The organism is Janibacter sp. YB324 (assembly GCF_014217915.1).
In the GTDB taxonomy this organism is placed as follows: Bacteria; Actinomycetota; Actinomycetes; order Actinomycetales; family Dermatophilaceae; genus Janibacter; species Janibacter indicus.
The window spans coordinates 384,101-409,885 of sequence record NZ_CP060120.1; the positions used below are offsets into that span (position 1 = coordinate 384,101).

22 protein-coding genes, 1 tRNA gene and 1 riboswitch are annotated in these 25,785 nt (G+C 70.9%); of the genes, 9 read left to right on the forward strand and 14 right to left on the reverse strand.

Features of this window, described 5'->3' with window-relative positions; genetic code table 11:
• Positions 1 to 4 precede the first annotated feature (4 nt).
• Genes serC through H7A72_RS01945 form a run of 3 tightly spaced genes read right to left on the reverse strand, consistent with a single transcriptional unit; the run spans position 5 to position 3,110 of the window.
• Positions 5 to 1,123 (reverse strand): phosphoserine transaminase, encoded by a 1,119-nt coding sequence (gene serC, locus H7A72_RS01935; RefSeq protein WP_185221455.1) that lies wholly within the window; start codon positions 1,121 to 1,123, stop codon positions 5 to 7.
• Positions 1,120 to 2,001: an LppX_LprAFG lipoprotein gene (locus H7A72_RS01940; protein WP_084451383.1), complete on the reverse strand. Its 882-nt coding sequence runs from the start codon at positions 1,999 to 2,001 to the stop codon at positions 1,120 to 1,122. Before H7A72_RS01940 ends, serC begins: the two co-directional genes overlap by 4 nt.
• A complete protein-coding gene (locus H7A72_RS01945) occupies positions 2,001 to 3,110 on the reverse strand; it encodes a citrate synthase 2 (RefSeq protein ID WP_084451382.1) in 1,110 nt (369 codons plus the stop codon). The genes H7A72_RS01940 and H7A72_RS01945 overlap by 1 nt, the downstream gene beginning before the upstream one ends.
• A 123-nt stretch (positions 3,111 to 3,233) precedes the next feature.
• Between H7A72_RS01945 and H7A72_RS01950 the strand changes: the two genes are divergently transcribed.
• Positions 3,234 to 5,204, forward strand: a complete 1,971-nt coding sequence (locus H7A72_RS01950; RefSeq protein ID WP_185221456.1) for an acyltransferase — start codon at positions 3,234 to 3,236, stop codon at positions 5,202 to 5,204.
• A gap of 18 nt (positions 5,205 to 5,222) precedes the next feature.
• Here H7A72_RS01950 and H7A72_RS01955 read toward each other — a convergent pair whose 3' ends face one another.
• Complete coding sequence (locus tag H7A72_RS01955; protein WP_185221457.1) at positions 5,223 to 7,232, reverse strand: acyltransferase family protein; 2,010 nt, start codon at positions 7,230 to 7,232, stop codon at positions 5,223 to 5,225.
• Between the two features lie 1,245 nt (positions 7,233 to 8,477).
• Between H7A72_RS01955 and pdxH the strand changes: the two genes are divergently transcribed.
• Entirely contained in the window at positions 8,478 to 9,182 is a 705-nt protein-coding gene (gene pdxH / locus H7A72_RS01960) for a pyridoxamine 5'-phosphate oxidase (protein WP_223277736.1), read from the forward strand.
• 6 nt (positions 9,183 to 9,188) lie between these two features.
• On the opposite strand, the gene H7A72_RS01965 is transcribed toward pdxH, so the two are convergent.
• Together H7A72_RS01965 and H7A72_RS01970 are read right to left on the reverse strand one after the other, a co-directional pair.
• Complete coding sequence (locus H7A72_RS01965; protein WP_185221458.1) at positions 9,189 to 10,484, reverse strand: hydroxyacid-oxoacid transhydrogenase; 1,296 nt, start codon at positions 10,482 to 10,484, stop codon at positions 9,189 to 9,191.
• A gap of 12 nt (positions 10,485 to 10,496) precedes the next feature.
• A complete protein-coding gene (locus H7A72_RS01970; RefSeq protein WP_185221459.1) occupies positions 10,497 to 11,234 on the reverse strand; it encodes an SDR family NAD(P)-dependent oxidoreductase in 738 nt (245 codons plus the stop codon).
• Positions 11,235 to 11,305: 71 nt separating this feature from the next.
• Between H7A72_RS01970 and H7A72_RS01975 the strand changes: the two genes are divergently transcribed.
• From H7A72_RS01975 to H7A72_RS01985, 3 genes are all read left to right on the forward strand, one after another.
• Entirely contained in the window at positions 11,306 to 12,502 is a 1,197-nt protein-coding gene (locus H7A72_RS01975) for an MFS transporter (protein WP_072623629.1), read from the forward strand.
• Positions 12,503 to 12,509: 7 nt separating this feature from the next.
• Positions 12,510 to 13,226: a metal-dependent transcriptional regulator gene (locus H7A72_RS01980; RefSeq protein WP_185221460.1), complete on the forward strand. Its 717-nt coding sequence runs from the start codon at positions 12,510 to 12,512 to the stop codon at positions 13,224 to 13,226.
• Between the two features lie 123 nt (positions 13,227 to 13,349).
• Positions 13,350 to 13,525: riboswitch (cyclic di-AMP (ydaO/yuaA leader) on the forward strand.
• A 351-nt stretch (positions 13,526 to 13,876) separates the two neighbouring features.
• Positions 13,877 to 14,344: a C40 family peptidase gene (locus H7A72_RS01985; protein WP_185221461.1), complete on the forward strand. Its 468-nt coding sequence runs from the start codon at positions 13,877 to 13,879 to the stop codon at positions 14,342 to 14,344.
• Positions 14,345 to 14,404: 60 nt separating this feature from the next.
• Here H7A72_RS01985 and mnhG read toward each other — a convergent pair whose 3' ends face one another.
• Genes mnhG through H7A72_RS02015 form a run of 6 tightly spaced genes read right to left on the reverse strand, consistent with a single transcriptional unit; the run spans position 14,405 to position 20,492 of the window.
• Entirely contained in the window at positions 14,405 to 14,782 is a 378-nt protein-coding gene (gene mnhG / locus H7A72_RS01990; protein ID WP_072623632.1) for a monovalent cation/H(+) antiporter subunit G, read from the reverse strand.
• Positions 14,779 to 15,045: a monovalent cation/H+ antiporter complex subunit F gene (locus H7A72_RS01995; RefSeq protein ID WP_072623633.1), complete on the reverse strand. Its 267-nt coding sequence runs from the start codon at positions 15,043 to 15,045 to the stop codon at positions 14,779 to 14,781. Before H7A72_RS01995 ends, mnhG begins: the two co-directional genes overlap by 4 nt.
• Positions 15,042 to 15,608 carry a Na+/H+ antiporter subunit E gene (locus H7A72_RS02000; protein WP_072623634.1) on the reverse strand — a complete coding sequence of 189 codons (567 nt, stop codon included), beginning with the start codon at positions 15,606 to 15,608 and terminating at the stop codon, positions 15,042 to 15,044. The genes H7A72_RS01995 and H7A72_RS02000 overlap by 4 nt, the downstream gene beginning before the upstream one ends.
• Positions 15,605 to 17,236: a Na+/H+ antiporter subunit D gene (locus tag H7A72_RS02005; protein WP_185221462.1), complete on the reverse strand. Its 1,632-nt coding sequence runs from the start codon at positions 17,234 to 17,236 to the stop codon at positions 15,605 to 15,607. The genes H7A72_RS02000 and H7A72_RS02005 overlap by 4 nt, the downstream gene beginning before the upstream one ends.
• The gene (locus H7A72_RS02010) at positions 17,233 to 17,676 is read right to left on the reverse strand and encodes a Na(+)/H(+) antiporter subunit C (RefSeq protein WP_072623636.1); all 444 of its coding nucleotides are present in this window, start codon (positions 17,674 to 17,676) and stop codon (positions 17,233 to 17,235) included. The genes H7A72_RS02005 and H7A72_RS02010 overlap by 4 nt, the downstream gene beginning before the upstream one ends.
• A complete protein-coding gene (locus H7A72_RS02015) occupies positions 17,673 to 20,492 on the reverse strand; it encodes a Na+/H+ antiporter subunit A (RefSeq protein ID WP_185221463.1) in 2,820 nt (939 codons plus the stop codon). The genes H7A72_RS02010 and H7A72_RS02015 overlap by 4 nt, the downstream gene beginning before the upstream one ends.
• Before the next feature lie 192 nt (positions 20,493 to 20,684).
• Between H7A72_RS02015 and H7A72_RS02020 the strand changes: the two genes are divergently transcribed.
• Together H7A72_RS02020 and H7A72_RS02025 are read left to right on the forward strand one after the other, a co-directional pair.
• A complete protein-coding gene (locus tag H7A72_RS02020; RefSeq protein WP_185221464.1) occupies positions 20,685 to 22,142 on the forward strand; it encodes an HNH endonuclease signature motif containing protein in 1,458 nt (485 codons plus the stop codon).
• A 381-nt stretch (positions 22,143 to 22,523) separates the two neighbouring features.
• Positions 22,524 to 23,465, forward strand: a complete 942-nt coding sequence (locus H7A72_RS02025; RefSeq protein WP_185221465.1) for a 5'-nucleotidase — start codon at positions 22,524 to 22,526, stop codon at positions 23,463 to 23,465.
• Here H7A72_RS02025 and H7A72_RS02030 read toward each other — a convergent pair.
• Complete coding sequence (locus H7A72_RS02030) at positions 23,462 to 24,127, reverse strand: hypothetical protein (protein WP_185221466.1); 666 nt, start codon at positions 24,125 to 24,127, stop codon at positions 23,462 to 23,464. The two genes, H7A72_RS02025 and H7A72_RS02030, sit on opposite strands and share 4 nt — an antisense overlap.
• Before the next feature lie 62 nt (positions 24,128 to 24,189).
• Here H7A72_RS02030 and H7A72_RS02035 point away from each other — a divergent pair, with 62 nt between their 5' ends.
• Complete coding sequence (locus H7A72_RS02035; protein ID WP_185221467.1) at positions 24,190 to 24,411, forward strand: hypothetical protein; 222 nt, start codon at positions 24,190 to 24,192, stop codon at positions 24,409 to 24,411.
• Between the two features lie 3 nt (positions 24,412 to 24,414).
• On the opposite strand, the gene H7A72_RS02040 is transcribed toward H7A72_RS02035, so the two are convergent.
• Positions 24,415 to 24,486, reverse strand: a tRNA-Arg gene (locus H7A72_RS02040).
• A gap of 60 nt (positions 24,487 to 24,546) precedes the next feature.
• On the opposite strand from H7A72_RS02040, the gene H7A72_RS02045 reads away from it, so the two are divergent.
• On the forward strand, positions 24,547 to 25,785 hold the full coding sequence (locus H7A72_RS02045) for an MFS transporter (RefSeq protein WP_185221468.1): 1,239 nt from the start codon (positions 24,547 to 24,549) through the stop codon (positions 25,783 to 25,785).

Consider the following 25,785-nt stretch of genomic DNA (forward strand, 5'->3'; position numbering starts at 1 on the left):
GCGGTCAGAGCCGCTCCAGCACGTGGTCGATGCAGGCGAGCAGTGCGGAGACGTCGTCGGGTTCGACGGCGGGGAAGGTCGCGATGCGCAGCTGGTTGCGGCCGAGCTTGCGGTAGGGCTCGACGTCGACGATGCCGTTGCGGCGCAAGGCGGTCGCGATCGCCGCGGCATCGACCTCGTCGTCGAAGTCGACCGTGGTGACGACCTGCGAGCGGGCCGCGGGGTCGGTGACGAAGAGGCTGGTGTGCTCCCCCTTCGTCGCCCACTCGTGGATGCGCGAGGAGGACTCGGCCGTGCGGGCGGTCGTGAAGTCGAGGCCGCCCGAGGTGAGCATCCAGCGGACCTGCTCGGCCATGAGGGCGAGCGTCGCGACGGCCGGGGTGTTGAGCGTCTGGTCCTTGCGCGAGTTGTCGATCGCGGCGGTCAGCGAGAGGAAGTCGGGGATCCACCGGTCGGTCGCGGCGACCTCCTCGGCGCGGGTCAGGGCCGCGGGGCTCATGATGGCGAACCAGATGCCGCCGTCGGAGGCGAAGGACTTCTGCGGCGCGAAGTAGTAGGCGTCGGTCTGCGCGATGTCGACGGGCAGGCCGCCCGCGCCGGAGGTGGCGTCGACGAGGACGAGCGCGTCGTCGTCGGTGCCGGCCGGGCGCTCGACGGGTGCCATGACGCCGGTGGAGGTCTCGTTGTGCGGCCAGGCGTAGGCGTCGACGCCGGCGACCGCCTCGGGTCGGCTCAGCCCGCCCGGCTCGGCCGAGCGCACATCGGGCTCGGCGAGGAAGGGAGCGCGTCGCGTGACGGCGGCGAACTTGCCGGAGAACTCGCCAAAGACGCAGTGCTGCGCCCGCTCGCGGATCAGGCCGAGGGCCGCGATGTCCCAGAAGGCGGTCGACCCGCCGTTGCCGAGGACGACCTCGTAGCCCTCGGGGGCACCGAAGAGCGTCGCCAGACCCTCGCGCAGCTCGTGGACGAGACCCCGGACCGGTGCCTGCCGGTGCGAGGTGCCGATGACGTCGCGGGCGATCGAGCGGAGGTAGTCGACCTGCTCGGCGCGCACGAGGGAGGGACCCGAGCCGAAGCGGCCGTCACGGGGGCGCAGCGTCTCGGGGATGGTGATGTCGGTCATGGGACCTCGGCGAGCTCGGAGGACTTGGGCTTGGTGATCGAGACCGGCTCGCCCCACTCGGAGGCGGTGAGGACCGCATCGGCCCCACCCTGGGTGAAGGACATCTTGCGGATGAGGTCGTCCTCGTCGAGCCACACGTCGTAGGTCATCGTCGGCGGGGCGTCGGGGTCGGCCTCTAGGCCGAGCTCCTTGCGCACGTCCGCGGTACGCACGGTGGCCGTGTAGTGCCGCGTACGCACGCCGTCGACCTGCTCGTCCCCCTTGTCGCCGGCCGACTCGACGCCCGCGATGAAGGCGTCGAGCTGGGTCCGCATGCTCAGCAGGGCCGTCTGCTCCAGGGCCCGCTTGACGAGCGGGTTGGTCGAGTCCTCGGTCACCTCGAACCACTTGGGCGGCTGGGCCAGGTAGTACTGCCCGTCGACGAGTCGGTAGGTCATCTGCTGGCCGCCCGCATCGACGTCCATCTCGAGGGCGTCGTCGGCGAGGTCCTGGTAGCCGCTCGCCGTGGCGTCGGGCCCGAAGCGCACGTCGATCTTGACCGTCGGGTTGGCGTCCACGGCGGCCTCGAGCCGGTCGGCGAACTCCTGGGCGTCGAAGGGCTTGCCGGTGTCCGTCGAGGTGGAGCTCGACGCCGCAGCCGACGAGCTCTTGGTGGAGTTGGACAGCGTCGGCTCGTCGGAGCCGCTGCTCGTCGAGCGGGGCGAGCTCGTGCTCGATCCGCCGGGGGTGCTGCCCTTGTCGCCGCCGGGGGTGGGTGTCGATGAGTTGGAGACGGAGTCGTCGCCGGCCCCGGCCGTCGGCCCCGGCCCGCCGTCGCCGCCGCACGCCGACAGGGCGAGGGCGGTCGTGGCGGTGAGGGCGATCGCGGCCGTGCGCATCAGACCGAGGGCAGCTGGTCGTAGCCCGCGACGTCGGAGATCGCCCGGGGGCCGTGACCGACGTAGTTGCTGCTCGGGCGGATGAGGCGGCCGGTGCGCTTCTGCTCGAGGACGTGCGCTGCCCAGCCGGCGGTACGGGCGCAGACGAAGAGCGGCGTCATCATCTCGCCGGGGACGTCCGCGAAGTCGAGCAGGACCGCCGCCCAGTAGTCGACGTTGGTCTCCATCTTGCGCTCGGGATAGCGGTCGGCGAGCTCGGCGATGGCCGCCTTCTCCAGCTCGAGAGCGACCTCGTAGCGCGGGGCGCCCAGGCGCTTGCAGGTGTCGCGCAGGACGGCCGCGCGCGGGTCGTAGGCCCGGTAGACGCGGTGGCCGAAGCCCATGAGGCGCTCCTTGCGGTCGAGCGCGTCCTTGACGTACTTCGTCGCGTCACCGGTGCGCTCGACGCCCTCGATCATGTGCTGGGCGCGCGAAGGGGCGCCGCCGTGCAGCGGGCCGGACATCGCGCCGACCGCGCCGGAGAGGCAGGCGGCGACGTCGGCGCCGGTCGAGGCGATGACGCGGGCGGTGAAGGTCGAGGCGTTCATGCCGTGCTCGGCCGCGGAGATGAAGTAGGCGTCGATGGCCTCGACGTGCTTGGGGTCGGGCTCGCCGCGCCAGCGGATCATGAAGCGCTCGACGATGTTCTTGCCCTCGTCGACGCGCGCCTGCGGGACCATCGCGGAGTTCTGCCCGTGCGCGGACTGGGCGATGAAGGACAGCGCCATGACCGACGCGCGGGCCAGGTCGTCGCGGACCTGGGTGTCATCGATGTCGAGGAGCGGCTTGAAGCCCCACAGGGGCGCGAGCTGCGCCAGGGCCGACTGGACGTCGACGCGGATGTCGCCGCTGTGCACCGGCAGGGGGAAGGGCTCGGCGGGCGGCAGGCCCGGGTCGAAGCTGTCGTCGACGAGCAGCCCCCAGACGCGCCCGAAGGAGACCTTGCCGACGAGGTCGTTGATGTCCACGCCGCGATAGCGCAGGTTGCCCCCGGCCTTGTCCGGCTCGGCGATCTCCGACTCGAAGGCGACGACGCCCTCCAGACCGTGCTTGACCTCGGTGTCGGACATGATCTGCCTCTTTTCGTTCCGGTGCTGCGGTGCTCGGCGCCCAGTCTTGCACGCGGGCAGCGGCTCGCTCACGTGCGGGCGCCCAGTAGCATGCCCGTCGACGACGGAGCGACAGGGGATGCGATGGCGCAGGCAGGCCGGCAGTACAGCCCGGCACTCGACGGTGCCCGTGGGGTCTTCGTGGTGGCCCTGCTCGCCTACCACTTCGGCCTCTCGCAGCTCGCTGGCATGTGGGTGGTCATCAACCACTTCTTCATCTTCTCCGGCTTCCTCATCGTCCGGCTGCTCGTGCAGGAGTACGAGCGCCACGGCGACATCGACATCATGGGCTTCTACCGGCGGCGCATCCGTCGCCTGCTGCCGGCACTGGTCGCCGTGCTGGCCTTCGTGGCCGTCTACGGGGCCCTCTTCGCCGAAGGGGGACAGCGTCGCCGCATCGGGGGAGACATCCTCGCGACCCTCGGCTACGTCATGAACTGGCGCCTCATCGCGCAGGGTGACGAGTACTTCGGCGACCAGGGCGCGGCCTCGCCGCTCCAGCACGCCTGGACCCTCGCCATCGAGGAGCAGTTCTACCTCGTTGTCCCGCTGCTCGTCATCGCCCTCTTCGCGCTCGCGGGTCGTCGTCGACGGTGGGTGGTCGTCGCGGCTCTCGTGGTCGGCTGTTTCGCGTCCGTGCTGTGGACCTGGCACCTCGGGTTCCCGGAGCAGGCGGACCACGGCCGCGTCTACTACGGCACCGATGCCCGCGCCCAGTCGCTCTTCCTCGGCGCCGCGCTCGGTGCCTGGCGGGCGCCGCGACGATCCGGGCGGGGCCCGTGGCGCATCCCGCGTCGGGGGCTCGAGGTGCTCGGCGTCGCGGGACTCGTCGGCTCGATCTCGTGCTTCTGGTTCGTCACCCCCTTCACCCCGTGGATGTTCAGCGGTCCGGGTCAGTTCCTCTTCGGCCTGGCGGGTGCGGGTATCGTCCTGGCCTGCGCCGACCGGCAGCGCTCCGCGGTCCAGTCCTTCTTCTCCTTCGCCCCCTTCGCCTGGGCCGGACGTCGCACCTACGGGCTCTACCTTTGGCACTGGCCGATCTTCGTCGCCCTCTCCGGGGTCGTGGGGTCGGGGCTGCTGCTCTTCGTGCTGTGCATGGTCGTGACCTTCGTCGTCGCCGACCTGTGCTACCGCCATCTGGAGGTCCCGGTCCTCGCCAAGGGCGTCCGGGGCCTGCTGCCGCGGACCCGCAGGCCGCTGCTCCTGGCTCTGACCCCGGTCGTCGTGGTCGCGGTCGCCGCCTTCGGCCTCGTGCGCACCGCCCCGCCGCCGCAGGCGGACATCACGGCCGACGCGGCGCCGAGCCTGCAGTCGGTGCCCGACCTCGTCGAGGGCCAGCCCGGCTACCGACCGGACGCGCCGGCGCGCATCGCGGTCCACGGCGACTCGGTGCCCTACTACCTCGTGCAGCGGCTGCCCGCCGAGACCTTCCCCGGCGTGCGCGTCGACAACCTCGCCGGCGAGGGGTGCGACCTGCTTGACGAGCCCATCAGCTACGCGGCCGGCCTGCGCAAGGAGACCGAGCCGTGGTGCGCCGACCTGAAGAAGGAGTGGCCGGACACGCTGGCTGCCAACGGCGACGAGGTCTTCGTCATCTTCGCCTCACCGCTGACGGCCATGCCCCACCTCGTCGACGGCGAGCGCCTGTGGCTGGACGACCCGGCCTTCCGCCGGGTCATCACGGACAAGCTGGAGCAGCTGCGCTCGCAGGCGGTGGGCGCCGGCGTCGAGCAGGTGCAGGTGGTCAACGTGCCGTGCCGGGTCGTGCCCGACGACATCCCCGACGAGATCCGTGCCGGCCTCGAGGACGAGCCGGAGAAGGTCGCCGAGTTCAAGGATCCCAAGGTCATCAACCGGCTCATCGACCGGTGGGCCGACACCCACGACGACGTCGAGGTCATCGACTTGGACGGTGCTCTGTGTACCGAGGGGTTCACCGACGAGGTCGCGGGGATGCAGCTGTACAACGACTTCTTGCACTACTCACCCGAGGTGACACCCACCCTGTGGAAGTGGCTCCTGGGTCAGGTGAGCGCCAATTACGCCGATCGGTGAGGTCACCGGACGGGCGCCTCAGGCGTCCCTGAAGTTCCAGGCCGTGGTGATCTCGGGAGCCAGCCAGGTCCAGACGAGCTGCGCGCCCTGCCGGGAGAAGTGGACCCGGTCGGCGTAGAGCTCGGCGCCGTTGATCTGCGCGCGATAGCCCTGGGCGCAGACCGCGGAGTTGAGGTCGAGGACGGCGACCGAGACCTCGCTGTGCTGCTCCTGGACCTCCTTGGCCCACCGGGTCACGACCTTGTTGGTGGCCGTCGGGTCGATCTTCACGGCCCCGAGCTGCTCACCGTCGCGGACCGTGGCCGGGTCGTCGTGGCAGGTGGCGTTGACCAGCTGCAGCTGTCGGGCGCCGGAGCGGCGGGTCTGTTCGAGCAGGGCGTTCAGGGCGCGGCGGACCTCGCGGGCGTGCGCCTCGGTGCCGGGCCGGACCGTGCGTCCGTCGCGGACGATCGGCTGGGTGAGTGCGGTCTCGATGGGGGACAGGACGATCTGCGATCCTGCCCCGCGCACCTCGTCGGGCCAGCGCTCGCGCCAGGCGGCGCAGGTCTGGTCCTCCTCGACCTCGCCCCCACCGAGGTACTTGAAGGTGATCGGCACCGGGTTGCAGGAGCCGCGGCGGGTGTGGCCGCTGACGTCGAGCCCCGGGTAGTCGCGTCCCACGAAGCCGTCGCGGATCGACTGGGCGATGGAGCTGCCGACGACCGAGACCCGCAGGTCCCCGGAGGGTGGGTCGTAGTCGGCTGCGGCCGCGAGGGGGCGGCCGTCCCAGTCGCCGTCGATGAGCGGGGACCACACGGTGCTCAGGGCGTAGGCGAGCGCGGCGACGGCGGCGACGAGCGCAGGAGCCGCCCACTGGCGAGCTCGTCGTCCCAGCCCGCGGGGCACGAGCGCGCCGAAGCCGCCGATCATCACGGGCAGCTCGACGAGCCGGTAGGACGCGACGGCGCAGACCCAGGCCAGGGCGAGCTTGATGGCGATGGCGATGACGAGGGGCAGCCCGTCCAACGGCAGCCAGAGGGAGATGGGCCAGTGGAAGAGGTAGAGGCCGTAGGAGATCTGGCCGAGGTGGACCAGTGGGGACCAGCTGACGATCCGGTTGATCCGCAGGGGGCGCGGGTCGAGCGCGGAGGCGCCCATGCACGCCGCCATGACGGCGAAGACCAGCATGCCGCCACGCTCGAAGACCCACCGGCCCGTCTCGTCGAGGACGAAGAAGGCCGAGACCGACAGCACGGTGCCGCCCCAGCCGACCACCTCGGCGGCGGACCGGCTCAGTCGCGGTGCGTCGCCGCGCCGGTCGGGGGTAAGGAGCATGGCGACCGCCAGCCCGACGAGGATGGCCTGGGCGCGCACGTCGGTTCCGTAGTAGAGGCGTGAGCCGGTGGCGCCGCTGTCGGCGAGCACGGCGGTCCACGCGGCGCTGAGCACGGCGAGCCCGAGGACGATCGCGGTGCGTGCCCAGCGGCGGCGGACCACGAGGACGGCTGCGACGACGAAGGGGGCGAGGAGGTAGAACTGCTCCTCCACGCCGAGCGTCCACACGTGTCGCAGCGGGCTGGGCTCGACGAGCACGTCGAAGTACTGGTCGTCGCGGGCGATCAGGCGCCAGTTCTGCCAGAAGGTCAGGCTGGCGAAGGCGTCACCTGCCGTCTGGGGTCGGTCGCCCTGGTCGACGAGCAGGGTGTGCGCCAGGACGGCGATGACGAGCAGGACCAGTGCGGGGACGAGGCGCCGCGCGCGTCGCAGGTAGAAGCGCACCGCGTCGATCCGGCCCCGACGCTGCCACTCCTTGATGAGGATGCCCCCGATGAGGAAGCCGGAGAAGGTGAAGAAGTGGTTGATGCCCACCCACCCGCCAGCGAGCTGGGTGACCCCGAAGTGGTAGAGCATGACGAGCACGATGAAGAGCCCGCGGTAGCCGTCGAGCGCCGGGCGGTAGGAGCGGCCCATCAGGTCGAGGTCCGTGCTCACGAGGTCGCGCCACCGGCCGCGCTGACGGCGGGCGCGCCGCGGGGCGGCAGGACGCATGAAGGACTCCACATGACGGGCGGACGACGGTCCCGGGCAGGTTACCGCCGCAGGTGGCGATCGTCGTCGTGCCGTATGCGAACCCGACCAAACCCGGCGTAGGAAGCGCACGCATGAGTTCGTGGCGTCGTTCCAGCCCGCCTTCGCGCCGAGACCATCTCAGGTCGCTTTGTCTGCCAAGATGTGGCTCGCCGATCGTGAATCATTCGGGGGATCGACGGCGTGTGCCTGGGGAGGCGTGTGGTGGTGCGGCGGTGGCTGTTTGTGGTGGTCGCTGTCGCAACTCCGAGACAATGCTCACTACGCAAGAGAAGGCGATCGCCAGTTCGATCTGTATGTTCGGCCAGATACGAAACTCTCTCGGCCGTTGCTTGCGGCGATTGCGCGCAGAGAAATCATTCTGAGGTTTATTCCGTGATCAGCGAGGACAACTTTCCAGAAGGCGGCTTGACCGCCGAGCAACTCATGGACCTCCTCGAGCAGGATCCCGCGTTTCGGGCTGGGCGGGCTTCGGGTGAAGCTGAACTTGAGCAACGGGTTCGACGTTGGCGCGAAGCTGAGCAACCACTCGTCGAGGATCTGCGTCGCGAGGGCGTCTGTGTGGATTCGGTGTGGGACTTGGTGAACACTTCGGAGCCGTACCCAGAGGCGTTAGCCGTCTTGATGGCGCATCTCGAGCGGGACGTGTACCCAGATCGTGTCCGGGAGGGGATCGCTAGAGCCCTGGCTGTGATCCCTGCACGGTCTACTGGGATAGGTTGCGGGCCGTGTACCAGAAGCCCTTGGGTCGAGGCGCAAAGGAAGGTGTTGCCGTGGCGTTGGCCGTGGCCGTGGCCGCTGCCGCCGAGCACATGGATGCCGTGGAGGCTCTCGTGCGAGATGAGGGCAATGGGGAGTCTCGGGTTCACTTCGTTGGGGCAATCCTCAGAATTGGCGGTATGCGGGGCCGGTCGTTCGTCGAGTCTTTGCGTTCGGACCCCGTTCTAGGCCGAGAGGCGTCCGCGTTGCTTTCCAAATGAACGGCGCGGTGTGGGATTTCCGCATTGTCTTCGCCTATAAAGGGGCGTCGACTTCCAACCGTCTCGTCTTCATCCTGCGCGGAGCGTAGCCGGCAGAAATCGCCCGACCAGCAGTCGAACCCGCCGCATTCTGACCCCAAACGGAACCTGCGATGCCGTGAGCACTTTTCTTGGCCTAACCAAGACCGGCCGTATCCGTAACCTGTGGCGTCGTAGTCTGGCGGCCATGAGCGCCTCGCCCGACGGCATGATCCCCCGCACGCCACCGACGGTGGACCACGTCGACTACGCCGGGGAGGGGCTGGCCGACGGAGAGGTGCCGGGCGCTCCCTTCGCGCTCGTGACGTCGTGGATCGACACCGCACGGGCCCGCCAGGCCGACCGCGGCGACGTGCCGGAGCCGCTGTCCTTCGCCGTCGCGACCGTCGACGCCGACGGACGGCCGGACGTGCGCACGGTGCTCATGCGCTTCCTCGACGCCCGCGGTCCGGGCTTCGTCACCAACCTCGATTCGGCCAAGAGCCGGCAGCTGCAGGCGACCCCGGGCATCGCCGCGACGATCACCTGGCCGGCGATGTTCCGCGCGGTCCGCTTCCGCGGGCGGGCCGAGCTCGTGGCCGAGGCCGAGATCGACCGCTACTTCGCGGAGCGTCCGCGCGGGTCGCAGCTGAGCGCGTGGGTCTCGCACCAGTCGCAGCCGATCGCGGGCCGCGAGCCGCTGGAGCGCGCCTGGGCCGAGGTCGAGGAGCGCTTCGCCGGTCTGGACGTGCCGCGCCCCGACTTCTGGGGCGGCTGGCGGATCGTCTGCGACGAGGTCGAGGCGTGGGCCGGTCGGAGCAACCGGCTGCACGACCGCTTCCGCTGGACGCGGGTCGCCGACGGGGGCCTGGACGTCGCGGGCGCCTGGCAGGTCGAGCGCCTGCAGCCGTGAGTCGCCTCACCAGTGGTGCATCGACGCCCGCACCACGCCGGCGACATCCTCCTCGGTGACCTCCCGCGGGGCCGTCGCGAGCAGCCGCTGCTGCTGCATCGTCCCCGACACGATGCCATCGACGTCCGCGTCGCCGTAGCCGATCTCGGCCAGGCCCGAGGGCTGGCCGATGTCACGCATGAGCCGGCGCAGCACGGCCGAGAGGCGCTCCGGCTCGGGGACGTCGGCGTCGAGGCCCTGCGGGTCGAGCCAGGCGGCGGCGGTGAGGTGGCGCTGTGGGTCGGCCGCAAAGGTCATCGCGAAGGCCGCCGGAGCCGTCGACGCGACCGCCATGCCGTGGGGCACCATCGCCTCGTCGACGTCGTAGTCGCGCGGCCGGAAGTCCGAGCCGAGGTCGTGGACCCGCCCGGCGATGGGGTAGGCGTTGGCGTGCGGCACGTGCACACCGGCGTTGCCGAAGCCCATCCCCGCGAAGGTCGCCGCGAGCGCCATGTCGGCCCGCGCCTGCTCCTCACCGGCCACCGCCCCGCGAAAGGCGCCGGCGAGCAGCCGCATCGCCTTTTCCGCGTAGAGGTCCGAGATCGGGTTGGACCCGCAGTAGGGCACGCGCTGCTCGGGCGTCTTGTGCTCGTAGCTCGTGTAGGGCCGCGCGGTCCACGACTCGAGGGCGTGGCACAGGATGTCCATGCCCGACGACGCGGTGACCCCGGGCGGCTGGGTCTCGGTCAGCTCGTGGTCGACGACCGCGAGCACCGGCCGCAGCCGCTCGTGGCTGATGCCGGTCTTGACCTTGGACGCCAGCACGTCGAGGACGCACACGGTCGTCGACTCGGCCCCGGTCCCCGTCGTCGTCGGCACCGCGACGAGTGGGAGCACCGGCTGCTCGGGCGCGCGCCCGCCCCCGACCGGGGCGTTGACGTAGTCCATGAGCTCACCCGGGTTGGTGAGCAGCAGGGACACTGCCTTGGCCGTGTCGATGCTCGACCCACCACCGACGGCGACGACGGCGTCGAAGGGGGCCGCCCCCTTCGCCCGCTCGACGGCGGCGGCCAGCGACGCGTCACTGGGCTCGACGGCGGCGGAGTCGTGCACGTCGACCCGCAGCCCGGCCGTGCGCAGGGCCTTGGCGACCCGCTCGGGGTGGCCGGTCGCGGCCAGCCCGGGGTCGGTGACGACGAGCGCGCTGCGGGCGCCCAGTCCGGCGACGTCGTGGCCGATCTCCGTGACGGCGCCGGGGCCGAACTTCAGCCGCGGCGCGGCATAGGTGAAGACGGACTCGGGCGTGTGCGGTGACGTGGACATGACGGTGCCTTCCTACTCCCGGTGGACCTTGTGGGCGGCGGCCTGCGCCCGCGGCTTGATGACCATGAGGTCGATGTTGACGTGGCGCGGCCGGGTGGCCATCCAGGTGATCGCCTCGGCGATGTCGTCGGCGACGAGCGGCTCGGCGACGCCGGCGTAGACCTGCTCCGCCCGCTCCCGGTCACCCTTGAAGCGGGTGAGCGAAAATCCCTCGGTCTGCACCATCCCGGGCGCGATCTCGGTGACCCGCACCGGCTGGTCCACGAGCTCTAGACGCATCGTCTCGGTCATCGTCGCCAGCGCGTGCTTGGCCGCGGTGTAGCCGGCGCCGCCCTCGTAGGAGGTGCGCCCCGCGATGGAGCCGACGTTGACGATGACCCCCTCGGCCGCCACGAGCGAAGGGAGCAGCGCCTGCACCACGCGCAGGGTCCCGATGACGTTGACCTCGTACATCGCCCGCCAGTCCTCGACGTCGCCGGTCGCCACGGGGTCGAGGCCGTAGGCGCCACCGGCGTTGTTGACGAGCACGTCGAGCCGGTCGCCCACCTCGGCGGCCAGGGCGGCCACCGCGTCGGGGTCGGTGACGTCGCAGGTGACCGCGCGCCCGTCGATCTCGGCGGCGAGGTCGGCGATGCGGTAGGTGCGGCGGGCCGCGCAGACCACCTCGTGGCCGGCCGCTGCGAGGGCGCGCGCGGTGGCGGCGCCGATGCCGGAGCTGGCGCCGGTGACGAGGGCGAGGGGGCGGGTCATGGGCACTCCTTCGGGCGGCGACGCTGACACCGCCCAAGGTATCGACACCGCGGCAGGAGAGGATGGCCGGGATGAGCGAGAGCGAGACCTTCGGCTGGAGGCGCATCGCCGTACCCGCCTTCGGGCCGACCCTGCTCTCCGCCGCGGCCACGGGTGCCGTCGTGCCGATCGCGGCGCTGCGCGCCGACGAGCTCGGGGCGAGCATCGGCACGGCCGCCTTCGTCGTCGCCCTCACCGGCGTCGGCCAGCTCGTCGGGGTCCTGCCCGCCGGGGCGCTCGTCGCCCGCATCGGGGAGCGGGCCACGCTCGTGCGCGCCGGGCTGCTCGACATCGTCGCCCTGGCGGTCGCCGGCTGGGCGCCCTCGCTGTGGCTCATGGGCGTGGCGCTCCTGCTGAGCGGGTTGGCGTCCTCGGCCTTCTTCCTCGCCCGGCAGGGCTACATGATCGACGTGCTGCCGCAGCGGCTGCTCGCCCGCGGCATGTCGCTGCTCGGCGGCTCGATGCGCGCGGGGCTGCTCCTCGGGCCGGTCCTGGGCTCGGTGGCGATCGCCCCCTTCGGCCTGCAGGGGGCCTACGGAGTGGCCGTGCTCCTCGCCGTCGGCTCGGTGGTCACCGTGCTCACCGCGCCCGACCTCACCGGCGACCACGAGCGGGCCCGGGCCGGGGAGCCGCACACGGGGGTCCTGCGGGTCGTGCGGCAGCACGCGCGCCTCCTGCTCACCCAGGGCATCGGCGTCACGGTGATCTCCGCGCTGCGGCAGTCGCGGTTGGTGATCCTGCCCCTGTGGGCGGTGCACATCGGGCTCGACGGCGTCGACTCCTCGCAGATCTTCGCCGTCGCCGGCGTCGCCGAGCTGCTCCTCGTCTACCCGGGAGGCTGGGTCATGGACCGCCTCGGCCGGGTGTGGGTCGTCGCGGTGCTGCTGTCGGTGGTCTCGACGTCCTTCCTCGCGCTGCCCCTCGCCGGCACGAAGGGGGAGCTGCTCGCCGTGGCCCTCGTCATGGCCCTGGGCAATGGTCTGGGGTCCGGCATCGTCATGACCCTCGGGGCCGATGCGGCGCCGGACCGCGACCGCGCGCAGTTCCTCGGCGCCTGGCGGCTCATGGGCGAGCTCGGCCACGCCGGCGGCACGCTCGGGCTGAGCGCCGTGACGGCCCTGGTGTCGCTGCCGGTCGCGGCGGTGGTGCTCGGCGCGACCGGGCTCGTCGGGCTGGGCTGGACGAGCCTGTGGGTCTCGCGAGCCGACCGGGAGCGCGGCAAGGCATGATGGAGCCGTGAAGGATCTCATCGACACCACGGAGATGTACCTCCGCACGATCTTCGAGCTCGAGGAGGAGGACATCCCGCCCATGCGGGCCCGCATCGCCGAGCGGCTGGGGCACTCGGGTCCCACCGTTTCGCAGACGATCGCGCGCATGGAGCGTGACGGGCTGGTGAGCCTCGGCGAGGACCGTCGCCTCGTGCTCTCCGACGAGGGCCGGCTCCTCGCCACCCGCGTCATGCGCAAGCACCGCCTCGCCGAGCGACTGCTCGCCGACGTCATCGGCCTCGAGTGGGAGCACATCCACGACGAGGCCTGCCGCTGGGAGCACGTGATGAGCGAGCGCGTCGAGCGCAAGATCCTCGCCATGATCCCCGAGCACCGCGAGTCGCCCTACGGCACCCCGATCCCCGGCCTCGACGAGCTGCTCGCCGGCGGCGACGAGGCCCCGGCCGACGACTACCTCGAGGGGCTCTCCAGCCTCACCGACGTCGTCGACGGCGGCCTGACCGGTCCCTTCCGTGTGCGGCGCATCGGTGAGCCGGCGCAGGAGGACCACGAGGCGCTCGCACTGCTCACCGAGGCCCGGCTGCGCCCGCGCGAGGTCGTGCGCGTCACTCCCGAGGACGACCGCATCATCGTCGCCCGTGACGGCGCGGCCCCCTCCGACGCGGTCTCGCTGCCGCGCGACGTGGCCGTCCACGTCTTCGTGGAGCAGATCGCGCCCTGACCGCGTGCGTACCGTGCCGTGACCTCGGTGTGACATTTTCGTGATCGGCAGGTGCGGTCGGGAGGTCCGCCTCCCCTGGGCGGATCCGTCACGCGGACGACAAGTCCTGCCACCGCACCGACGGTAGTGAGAGCACCGCATGGCAGGAGCGGGGGACCCACTCATGGGGCATCGCGGATGCTCCTCGGGGTGAAGTCCCGGGGCGTGCGGACCGCTGGGTCGGTCCGGTGCCGCGGGACCGGACCGCACCTCTGGCCCGAACCCGACAGCTGACCTCGCAGGCGGGACAGAGGTATACATCGTGTCTCACAACGTCGGGCGCCACCGCGCTCCTGAGCGCTACAACCCCCTGACCGAGATCGGCACCGTCATCAGCCAGACGGGCACCCCGCTGGCCAAGGGCTCCGCCGTCCTTCGCCGCCTCCGGTGGTCTCGTCGCCGCCATCGCCATCCCCGCGCAGGCGAGCACCGCCGCCGACCAGGTCGACGCCACCCCGGTCCGGGCCGCTGCTGCCCCCGCCGCCCCGGCTGCCGCGGCCGTCACCGCGCCGAGCGCCCCGGCCACCTCGACGGCCGCGACCTCCGCCTTCGGCAAGATCGAGGTCGAGCCCGTCGCCAAGCCGACCGGCCCCACCCCCTACCAGCTGCGCATGCGCGCCGAGCGTGAGCAGGCCGCGCAGGAGCGCGAGTCCGAGGCCGCCAGCCGCTCGCAGGAGCGCCAGTCGCCCGCCCCGCAGGCGAGCACCTCGACCCCCGCCGCCGAGACCGCGGCGCCGGCCCCGGCCGCCTCGAGCAATGTCATCGAGATCGCCAAGCAGTACATCGGCACCCCCTACGTCTACGGCGGCTCGACCCCCGCGGGCTTCGACTGCTCCGGCTTCACGCAGTACGTCTTCGCCAAGGCCGGCAAGTCCATCCCGCGCGTGACCACCGCCCAGCAGGCCGCCGCCACCCCGGTGTCCAGCCCGCAGCCCGGCGACCTGGTCTTCTTCGGGTCCCCGTCGTGGCACGTCGGCATCTACGTCGGCGACGGCATGATGATCGACTCGCCGCGCACCGGCTCGTCGGTCTCGATCCGCCCGATCTTCGACGGGGTCTCCGGCTACGGCCGGGTCTGACCGCCGACCCGACAGGGGGCGAAGGGAGCAGCTGCTCCCTTCGCCCCCTGCGTCATGTCGTCAGGACTGCTCGCGCTGCCGGTCCTGCTCCTGCATCCGTCGGTAGGCGGCGCCGAGCTCGTCGTGGTGGAGCAGGCCGTCCTCGACGATGCCGGTGCGGTAGCCGGCGCGGCCGAGGATGTGTGCCGTGACCGGGGCGGTGAGGGCCTGGGCGCCGACGACGATGAGCAGCGTGGCGACCGAGGCCCAGGTGCGCACCGTGAGCGCCAGGCCGAGCAGGATGAGCAGCAGGCCCAGGGTCTGCGGCTTGGTGGCGGCGTGCATGCGGGCGAAGAAGTCGGGCAGGCGCACCAGGCCGATCGCGCCGACGAGCGCCAGCGTGGCACCGAGGAGCAGGCTGATCGCCCCGGCGAGGTCGAGGATCTGCGCCCAGCTCATGAGGCATCGTCCTTGCGGGCCATGAAGCGGGCGACCGAGACCGACCCGACGAATCCGGTGAGGCTGAAGACGACGAGGATCGGCAGCGTCCCGGCGTCACCGGTGCGCACGATCTGGGTCGCCATGATGCCGATGACGATGACGATGACCACGTCGAGGCTCAGAGCACGGTCGAGGGTGGTCGGACCCCGCGCGATGCGCACGAGGACCAGGCCGGCGGCGGCGAAGAGCAGCCCGAGCCCGATCGACAGGATGATGCTCATGCGACCTCCTGCGTGCAGATCGAGATCTCCTCGGGGGTGCCGATGGCCCGCACGACCCGGGTCTCGACGGCCAGGACGTCTCGGCGCAGCTCCTCCACGCCCTCGGGCGTGGTGACGTGGAAGCCGTGGACGTAGAGGACGTTGGCGCCGCGTCTGGCCTCGACGACGATCGACCCGGGCACGAGGGAGACGAGCGCGGAGACGATCGTCATGTAGAACTCCGATTGCGTGCGCATCCGGACCTCGACGATCGAGCCACCTTGGCTGGGGCGGCGGCTCAGGGTGGCGCCGGCGATCTGGACCGCGGCGCTCACGAGGTCGACGAGGAAGCGCCCGATGAGCAGCAGGAGGCGCCACGGGTGGATCCGCCCGAAGTACTGGATCGAGGGCAGCGGGAAGATCTGCGTGACGACCGCGCCGATGATCAGGCCGTTGACGATGTTGCCCAGGGTGATGCGGTCCCAGAGCAGGACCCACACGACGGCCAGGGCGATGATCGCCCGGGGCTGGAAGCCGCCGCGCCGACGGGTCGCCGGGGTCGTGTCGATGGCGGTGTCGCTCACGGCGCCTCCTCGGGCAGGACGGCGCGGACGTAGGCATCGCTGGAGAGCATCTGCCGGGCCGCCGCGTCGGTGTAGGTGAAGAGCGGGCCGGCGAAGAGCGAGAGCCCCAGGCTGAAGGCGACGACCGCGGCGGCCGCGCCCAGCATGAGCGGCGGCATCGGCCGCTCGACCTGGGTCACCGCCGGCGGCGGGGCGATCGGGGTCGAGGGGCGCTGGGCCGCGACGGCGGCGCCGATGGCGTCGCTCAGGCGCCCGAAGCTCGGGGTGAGCGTCGGCATCTCGAAGGTCTGGTCCTGGCCCTCGACAGCACGCGGCCGCCAGAAGGCCGCGCTCCACGTCTTGGCCACGGCGTAGAGGGTGAGCAGCGAGGTGACGACCGAGCCGACGACGAGCGTCCAGGCGATGACGCTGCCGTCCTGGGTGCCGGCCTGCAGCAGGCCGACCTTGCCGACGAAGCCGGAGAAGGGCGGGATGCCGGCGAGGTTCATCGCCGGGACGAAGAAGAGGACGGCGAGCACCGGGGTGCTCGCGGCGAGCCCGCCGAGGCGGTCGATGACCGTCGAGCCGCCCACCCGCTCGATGAGGCCGGAGATGAGGAAGAGCGCGGTCTGCACGGTGATGTGGTGGGCGATGTAGAAGATCGCCGCCGACACCCCGGACTCGCTCGCCAGCCCGATGCCGAAGAGCATGTAGCCGATGTGGCTGACGAGGGTGAAGGAGAGCATCCGCTTGATCCCCGGCTGGGCCACCGCCCCGAGGATGCCGATGATCATCGTCAGCAGGCCGGCCCCCATGATCAGGTGGTGCAGCGGTGACTCGGGGAAGAGCAGGAACTGGGTGCGCACGATCGCGTAGACGCCGACCTTGGTGAGCAGTCCGGCGAAGACGGCCGAGACCGGCACCGGCGCCGACGGGTAGGAGTCGGGCAGCCACGCCGACATCGGGAAGACGGCCGCCTTGATGCCGAAGACGGTGAGGAGCATCAGCTGCAGCGCCAGCGAGACCGTCGAGTCGATCTCGGGCAGGCGAAGGGAGAGCTGCGCCAGGTTGACCGTGCCGGTCGCGGCGTAGACCCCGGCGATCGCCGACAGGAAGAGGAAGGAGGAGACCATCGAGACGATGACGTAGGTCGTCCCCGCCCGGATCCGGGTGCCGCTGCCGCCGAGGGTCAGCAGGACGAAGCTCGCGAAGAGCAGCATCTCGAAGCTGACGAAGAGGTTGAACAGGTCGCCCGCGAGGAAGGCATTGGACACGCCGGCCGAGAGCACGAGATAGGTCGGGAAGTAGATCGCGAGCGGCGAGTCCTCGTCGCCGTCGGCGACGCCCTGCCCGATGGCGAAGACGAGCACGACGAGGATGACGAAGGAGCTGATGAGCAGCATGAGCGCCGAGAGCCGATCGGCGACGAGGGCGATGCCCAAGGGTTCGGACCACGCGCCGAGCCACAGCGCGATGGGTCCGTCGTGGTGGGTGGACCACATGAGGGTGGCGGCGACGGCGAGGCTGGCGGCGAGCACGACGATGCTGATGGCGACCTGCACGCGCGGGTGACGGCGGGCGACCAGGGTGAGGGCGGCACCGAGCAGCGGCAGCAGCACCGGCATGGGCAGGAGGTTGGCCACGGTCATGCGGTCGCGTCCTCCTCTTGGGCCTCGGTCGTGGACTGGGTGTCGTCGTCGTAGGTGCTGGAGACCTCGTCGCGTTCGGCGAGGCGCTTGATCAGCTCGTCCTCGGCGTCGTCGGGGACGTCGTCGCTGCCGGTGATCCGCCACTGGCGGTAGGCGAGGGAGAGGACGAAGCCGACCGAGGCCAGGGCGATGACGATCGCGGTGAGCACCATCGCCTGGGGGAGCGCGTCGCTCATCTCGTCGGCCGGTCGTGCACCGACGAAGGGGGCTCCCTTCGCCGGTCCGGAGACGACGAGGTAGAGCGTGGCGACGCCGTTGGACGCCAGGACGATGCCGAGGAGCAGGCGGGTGAGCGCTCGCTCGAGGAGCAGGTAGACGCCGGTCGCGATGAGGAAGCCGGCGACGACGACGAGGCTGAGGTTGGGTGCGATGGCGTTCATGCGGTGGCCCCGTCCTCTTCGGCCTGCTTGTCGACACCCGCACCGAGCGAGCGAACGACGTCGAGCGCGAGCCCGATGACGATGAGGTAGACGCCGATGTCGAAGAACATCGCGGTGACGAGCTTGACGTGACCCCAGACGGGGACGTCGAACTCGACGACCGCCGACTGCAGGACGGTGCCGCCGAAGGCGAGCGGCGCGAGCGCGGAGATCGCCGCGACGGCCAGACCGGCCCCGAGGACGAGACCGGCGCTCACCGGGGCGGCGCGGTCGAGCTCGGCGCGACCGCCGGCGAGGTAGCGCACGAGCAGCGCCAGACCGAGGACGAGGCCACCGGCGAAGCCACCGCCGGGCTGGTTGTGGCCGGAGAAGAGGAGGTAGAGCGAGAGCGCGATCATCACGTGGAAGACCAGCCGGGTGGCGGTCTCGAGGATGACCGAGCGGCGCTCGCGGGGGAGCGACGCGGTGATCGGGCCCTGGTTGCGCCGGCGGGTCCACGAGCGCTCGACGTCCTGGGTGCGCACGAAGACCAGGCTGGCGATGCCGGTCGCGGCCGCGACGAGGACCGAGATCTCGCCGAGGGTGTCCCAGGCGCGGATGTCGACGAGGGTCACGTTGACGACATTTTGTCCGTGGCCGAAGTCGTAGGCCTGCTCGGGGAAGGCCTTGCTGATCGGCTCGTGGATGCGGGCATTGGCCGCGACGACCGTGAGGGTGGAGATCGCCGCGCCCATGGTCCCGGCGAGGGCGAGGCGCCACAGGCGGCGGCGCGAGCGGCGGCCGGAGCGGGGACGGCGGCGGAAGTCCTGCGGGAGCATGCGCAGCACGAGGACGAAGAGCACGAGGGAGAAGGTCTCGACGAGCACCTGGGTCAGGGCGAGGTCCGGCGCCCCGTGCAGGTGGAAGAGCAGGGCCAGCCCGTAGCCGGTGAGGCCGACGAACATCACCGACTGGAGGCGGTTGCGGCCGCGCACGGCGAGGATCGCCGCGGCGATGACGAAGAGCCCGACGGCCGCCTGGCTGAAGGTGTCCCACAGCCGCACCTCGGTGCCCGGCAGGGCGGTGGCGGCGACGACGCCCGGCAGGAGGATGACGACGAGGAAGATCGCACCGAGGTAGGTCGGCAGCGAGCCGCCCTGGGCGAGGGCGGTGACCTCGACGGCGAAGCGGTCGAGGGCCTTCATGAAGCGCTGGTAGACCCGCTCGGCGTTGACCACCTCGGGCAGCGCGGCCTGGACCCGGGCGAAGGGGGCCCGCCCCACGAAGAGCAGGAGGCCGGCGACGATCGCCACGACGGTCAGCCCGAGGGCCGGGGTGAGGCCGTGCCACAGCGCGAGGTGCTCGGGCTCGGCGCCCGGCAGCGTCTCGGTGTAGGGGTGGAAGAGCTCGGTGAGGGGCTCACCGAAGAAACCGGACGCCAGGGTCGCGAGCGACAGCAGGACCGGCGCGATGAGCAGCGCGTGGGGTGCGGCGAAGGGGGTGGGGCTCGGGGCGGCGCCGGCCGCCCCCTTCGTTGCGAAGGCACCCCAGACGAACCGCGCGGAGTAGGCGACCGTGAGCACGGACCCGGTGACGAGGCCGGCGACGGCCAGCCAGCCGGTGGTCGTCGACAGGGGGCCGTGGGCGGACTCGATGACGGCGGTGAGCGCCGACTCCTTGGCGACGAAGCCGACGAGGGGCGGCAGGCCGGCCATCGAGGCGGCGGAGAGGGTCGCGGCCGCGGCGAGGACCGGTGCCGTGCGCCCGAGGCCGTGCAGCTGCGTCAGGTCGCGGGTGCCGGTCCCTTTGTCGATGATGCCGACGCTGAAGAAGAGCACCGACTTGAAGAGGGCGTGGGAGAGGACGAGGGCCAGGGCGGCCAGCCCGGCGGCCTGGGTGCCGACGCCCGCGAGGACGGTCATGAAGCCCAGCTGGCTCACCGTGCCGTAGGCGAGGAGGAGCTTGATGTCGTCCTGACGCAGGGCCCGCCAGCCACCGAGGATCATCGTCCACAGGCCGAGGACGAGCAGGACCGGACGCCACCCGGGCACGTCCGCGAAGATCGGCTCGAGCAGCAGGATGAGGTAGATGCCGGCCTTGACCATCGAGGCTGCGTGCAGGTAGGCGCTCACCGGGGTCGGGGCGGCCATGGCGCCGGGCAGCCAGAAGTGGAAGGGCACCTGCGCCGACTTGGTGAGGGCGCCGACGAGGACGAGGAGGGCGGCCGTCGTCGTCAGGGCGCCGGCCGGGGGAGGCGAGGCGAGCATCTCGCTGATCGTGTAGCTGCTCGTCTCGCCGATGATCACCGTGCCGATGAGCATCGCCAGGCCGCCGAAGGTCGTGACGAGCAGGGCCTGGGTGGCGGAGCGGCGGTTGGCCGAGCGCACCGGGTTGTGCCCGATGAGCGTGTAGGAGAAGACCGTCGTCAGCTCCCAGAAGATGTAGAGCGCCAGGAGGTTGTCGGCGAGGACGAGGCCGAGCATGGCGCCCGCGAAGGCGGTGAAGACGCCCGTGAAGCGCCACAGGCTGGGGTCGTCGGGCTTGAAGTACCAGGCGCAGTAGAGCAGGGCGAGGGCACCGACACCGGTGACGAGCAGCCCGAGGAGCCACTGGAGGGTGCCGAGTCGTAGCGCGAAGTCCATGCCGAGCGAGGGGACCCAGGCGATGTCCTCGACGATCGACCGGCCGGCGGTCACGTCGCCGGTCTGGGCGAGGAGCCAGGCGAAGGCCGCGGCGGGCACGAGGGCCAGGACGAGGAAAGCGCGTCGGTTGAGGATCTTGGCGAGGCCGGGCGCAACTGCTGCCGCCGCGAAGTGCGCAAGCAGCAGCAGGGTCACGAGGGCCTCTCACGGGTCCGGGGACGGGAGGCCAGTTTAACGGCAGGTGACCCAGCGCCCCGAGGTCGGGGTGCACGCGCGTCCTCGCGGTGCCGTAGGTGCCCGGCTCGGCAGGTTCCCGAAGACATCTCGGCCCACCCTCTTGAATTCTTCGAACACATGTTCGATACTGGAGGGGCGAGGGGAGGCGCCATGACACATCAGTCGATCACCGATCAGGTCAGTGGGACCACGGTCCCGGGGCGCCTGCGCGCCGTGCTTGCCGAGGTGTCCGCCACCGGCGTCGACGGGCTGACCGAGGTCGAGCTGCTCGAGGTCGTCGCCCTCCTCGAGATGACGAAGGGGGCCGCTGCCGCCGCGCAGGCCCGCGCCACTGCACGCTTTGTCGAGGAGCGTGACGCGCGGGTTGCCGAGATGGCCGCCGCCGAGGAGATCTCCCGTCGCGAGGCCTCGCTGCGACGCCGGGCCACCCGCAGCGAGGTGGCGCTGGCGCGGCGGTGCTCGCCGGGTCAGGCCGACCGTCACGTGGGCGCCGCGCAGGCGCTCGTCCACGAGCTGCCCGGCACGATGGCCGCGCTCACCGCGGGTGAGATCAGCGAGTGGCGGGCGACGATCGTCGTCCGCGAAACGGCCTGCCTGTCGCCGGTGCGCCGGCGCGAGGCCGACCGTCGGTTGGCGGGTGGGCTGCGCGACCTCGGTGACCGGGCGCTGGCTGCCGCCGCGCACCGGGCGTGCGTCGACCTCGACCAGGAGTCGGTCGTCGAGCGGCGGCGTCGGGCCGCGGCCTCGCGGCACGTGTCGGTCCGCCCGGCGCCTGACGGCATGGCCTGGCTGTCGATCCTCGGGCCGCTCGTCGACGTCGTCGGCGCCCACGTCGCGCTGCGCGCGGCCGAGCAGGCGCGGCACGTGGCGACCGGTGACCCCGAGGCCGATGCGGCCGCTGCCGCCGACGAGCGGGGTCGTGGTGCCTGGATGACCGACACGGCCCTCGAGCTGCTCTCCGGGCGGGCGCCCGGTCAGGCCCAGCCGGTGGAGATCGGGCTCGTGATGAGTGAGGGCGTGCTCCTCCCGGGCACGGGCTCGGACGCTGGCGGCGCCGACGAGGTCGAGGTGCCGGGTCACGGCGCGCTGGCCGGTGACCTCGCCCGCGAGCACGTGCTGCGACTGCTCGACGAGGGCGTTGACCGAGATGGCGAGACGGCGCTCTGGCTGCGGCGGCTCTGGACGGCGCCCGACGGGCGCGATCTCGTGGCCGTCGACTCGAGGCAGCGGCTCTTCGCCGGTCGGCTGAGGCGGCTGATCGAGCTGCGCGACGCGACCTGCCGGGTGCCGTGGTGCGATGCGCCGGTGCGCCAGGTCGACCACGTCCGCCCGGTCGCCCGGGGCGGCGAGACCTCCGCGAGCAACGGCATGGGCGTCTGCCAGCGGCACAACCTCGACAAGGAGGCCCCCGGCTGGCGGGCCGAGGTGATCTCGACCGGGCTCGACCCGGGCGGCGGGGCACACGAGGTGCGGCTGACGACCCCGGCTGGTGAGGTCCGCTGCCTCGCGCCACCCCTGCTCGGCCTCGGTCGTGCAGAGAGACGGCCGGTGGTGGAGCAACCGTCGGCGCTCGAGGCCCGCCTGCTGGCGCTGCTCGACGCGGCGTAAGCAGGGCAGCTCCGCATGTCCGGGAGGACATACCTGAACCACCTGACCAAGTCGGCCTTGACCGGTTCTCGACGAGCTCGGATCGTTGCCCGCGCGGGGTGATGGACCGGGCTCGGACCATGTCTGTCTTGGCGCCGCAGCCAAGGGCGTGGAGGTGGGGGTGCGCGGAGGGCGAGGAACGAGCCCGGAGCGCGGGGTTCCCTACCGGAGCGCCCGCCGGCGGCGGGCGCGCGGGCCGAAGGCCCGCCTTGAGTCAGTAGGGAAAGTCATCACACGCTCTGGTCCGTAGCCGCGATCAGGGTGTCGTGTCACCGCGTGGTCCCTCACAATCCCAGCTTCCAGCCTCCTCTGGCCGGTGCCGAGGAGCGCTAGTCTCGCGTCATGGTGAACCCGAGCGAGAACACTCTGGTGATCGGTATCGCGTCTAGCGCGTTGTTCGATCTTCAGGATTCCCATGCTGTCTTCACCGAGCGCGGCGAGGATGCCTATCGGGACTATCAGGCCGAGAACTACGACACGCGACTCGCCCCTGGGGTCGCCTTTTCCTTCATAAAGCGAATTTTGAGCCTCAATGATCTAGCTGAGAGTCATCAGCCGGCCGTGGAGGTTGTCGTTCTATCGCGCAATGATCCAGAGACTGGGGCGCGAGTGATGCGCTCCATCGAGTCCCACGGACTGCCTATCACTCGGGCTGTTTCCATGCAGGGTCGATCTCCGTATGCCTTCATGCCGGCCTTTGGGATGAAGCTCTTTCTTTCTGCCAACGAGGAAGACGTGGGGCGGGCGACTGAGTCTGGCCACTCTGCAGGGCGGATTCTTGGCTCCTCGGATGCTCTTACTGACGACCCTGATGACGAAGACCTTCGAATTGCATTTGACTTCGATGCTGTCCTCGCCGATGACGCAGCAGAACGGGTCTACCAAGAGGAAGGGCTGGAGGCTTACAAGGCTCACGAGGCGGATAACGCCCAGACGGCTTTAGATCCTGGGCCGATGAGGGATCTGCTTGCAGCAATAAACCGAATTCAAGACCTCGAAGATGCGCGCATGGAGGAGGATCCGCACTATCGAAGTCGCTTGTTCGTTTCCATCGTAACGGCGCGGAATGCCCCTGCTCATGCCAGGGCAATTTTCACTCTGAAAGAGTGGGGTTTGCGAGTGAACGACGCATTCTTCTTAGGTGGTTGGGAGAAGTCTCGGGTATTGGCCATTCTCCGGCCGCATATATTTTTTGACGACCAGATGAATCATCTGATGGGGACGCAGGACGTAGTCCCAAGTGTTCACGTACCTTTTGGCGTGAGGAACGTGGTCGACAACTAGGAGAGCTCTGGTGCGTTGTCAGAGTTTCGCCATGTCGTGTCCTCGATGTCGCTCAAGATGATCCCGTCTGCGATCTGGCGTGTCTTCACTACGTAATGAACTCCGTCGGGAGCCAGAATTATTGTCGTCCAGGAGCCGTTCTTGTGAGCTGTCGTCGACTCGGCGTGCACGGTGTCGGCAGAAGGGTCGATGCGGTCCCGGGCCAGCCATACGCGGTGTCTTGCGGATGCCTCTACTTGTTCGCGGTCAAGTGGGGGCTGAGGTGCAGGTTCGAGCCGACTCTTCCGTAACTCGGCGATCTTGCGGGCGAGGGTACTGAGCGCCATTCCGAGTGCGATCTCGGCCCCGCTGTTTGCCAACCAAATGGTTACCTCTTGGAGGCCTCCGCTCGCCCCCCAAGAGATTTGTCGGTGGCGGCTTTCCAAGGTGAACGGTCCAGGGGCCGGTCTTGGCCCGTCAGGTCCGACAAAGGCGAGATCTGCGACTTGACGCTCTGCCCAGTCGCGGGGGAGTTCAGGCTGGTTCACGGAGATCGTGAACGCCTTGGGGACTGGGCCATGTGGAAGGTCCTGGGGGATCTTGATGATGATGTCGAGCTCGTCGACATAGTTTGAGGTCAGTTGCCACTGCTCGTCCGTCCAGCCTGCACTTTGATGATCCATGGCCTGATTCTGCCCGACGTCCGCCGGCCGGTAAGGAGCCCCAGCGGGCCTGTCTCGCTCGAATGACCGGGGCTGACCTGCGCTTCATCCAGAAAGCGATGGGCCACGGCTCCATCACGACGACGGCCAGGATCTACGCGCACCTGTACGACGACGAGCTCGACATCGTCGCCTCGGCCCTGGACGGGCTCGGAAAGACCTCGTCCGCACGGGCCATGCGGGCGAAAAGCGGGCGACTTGACCCGGACGAGGACCCGCACGGTGGCGAAAACCCCGGAATCTAGGGGCGCCCCCGGCAAGATTCGAACTTGCGACACCTTCTTTAGGAGAGAAGCGCTCTTCCCCTGAGCTACGGAGGCCCGGCGCGGTGCGGTGAGGCGACCACGCCACGGGACAGGGTACGCGTCATACTCCCTTCGGTGAGCATCCCGGCCCTGCAGCGGCGCACTGTCACCACCCTCGCCGGGTCGCAGGTCCTCGGGGGCGTGGGGGTGAGCGCCGGCGCCGCGGTCGGGGCCCTGCTCGCGGCCGACGTGTCGGGCAGCGAGACCTGGGCCGGCCTCGGCGGCACCGCCCAGACCCTGGGCGGCGCGCTCGCTGCCCTCGTCGTGGCGCGGGTCATGGCGGCGAAGGGGAGGCGCCCCGGCCTGACCACGGGGTACCTCATGGCGATCTTCGGCGGGCTACTCATCGTGGCCGCCTCGGTGGTGGGCTCCTTCGCGGTGCTGCTCGTTGGGTTCCTCCTCTTCGGCGGGGCGACGGCGGCGAACTCGCAGGCGAGGTTCGCCGCGACGGACCTGGCCGACGACGCGCACCGTGGCCGCCACCTGTCGGTCGTCGTCTGGGCGACGACGGTCGGGGCGGTGGCCGGCCCCAACCTCACCGGTCCGGGGCAGTGGGTCGCCCGCCAGCTACACCTGCCGGCGCTCGTCGGGCCCTACGTCCTCTCGCTCGTGGGTATCGCCCTGGCCGCCCTCGTCCTCACGGCCGCGCTGCGGCCGGACCCGCTCCTGACCGCCCGCAGCCTGCAGGTCGACCACGACGAGCCGGACCCGACGGCCGGGCTCGAAGGGGAGGCGACCCGCGGCTGGGCGGTGATCCGCACCCGACCCGACGCCCTCATGGGCGTGGTCGCCATGGCGCTCGGTCACGTCGTCATGGTGTCGGTGATGATCATGACCCCGCTGCACATGCGGCACGGCCACGCCGGCCTCGAGATCATCGGTCTGGTCATCTCCCTCCACGTCGTCGGGATGTACGCCTTCTCACCACTCACCGGTTGGGCCGTCGACCGCTGGGGCTCCCGGGCGGTCATCGCGGTCGGTGCGGGGGTGCTGCTCACCGCGAGCCTGCTCGCCGCGTCGACCGCGAGCGGGCACTCCCTTCGCCTGACGGCGGCGCTGGTGCTGCTCGGCATGGGCTGGTCCTGCACCCTCATCGCCGGCTCGACCCTGCTGACGGCCGCCGTGCCACTGCGTCAGCGGCCTGCGGCCCAGGGGCTGTCGGACGTCGCGATGGGCCTCGCCGGTGGTGGCGGGGGAGCCCTGGCGGGCGTCGTCGTCGGCTGGTGGGGCTATCCCGCGCTCGGGCTGCTCGCCGGCGGCGCGGCGCTGCTGCTCGGGCTGTTGGTCCCGCTGGGGCGCCGCTCCGGTTGTTAG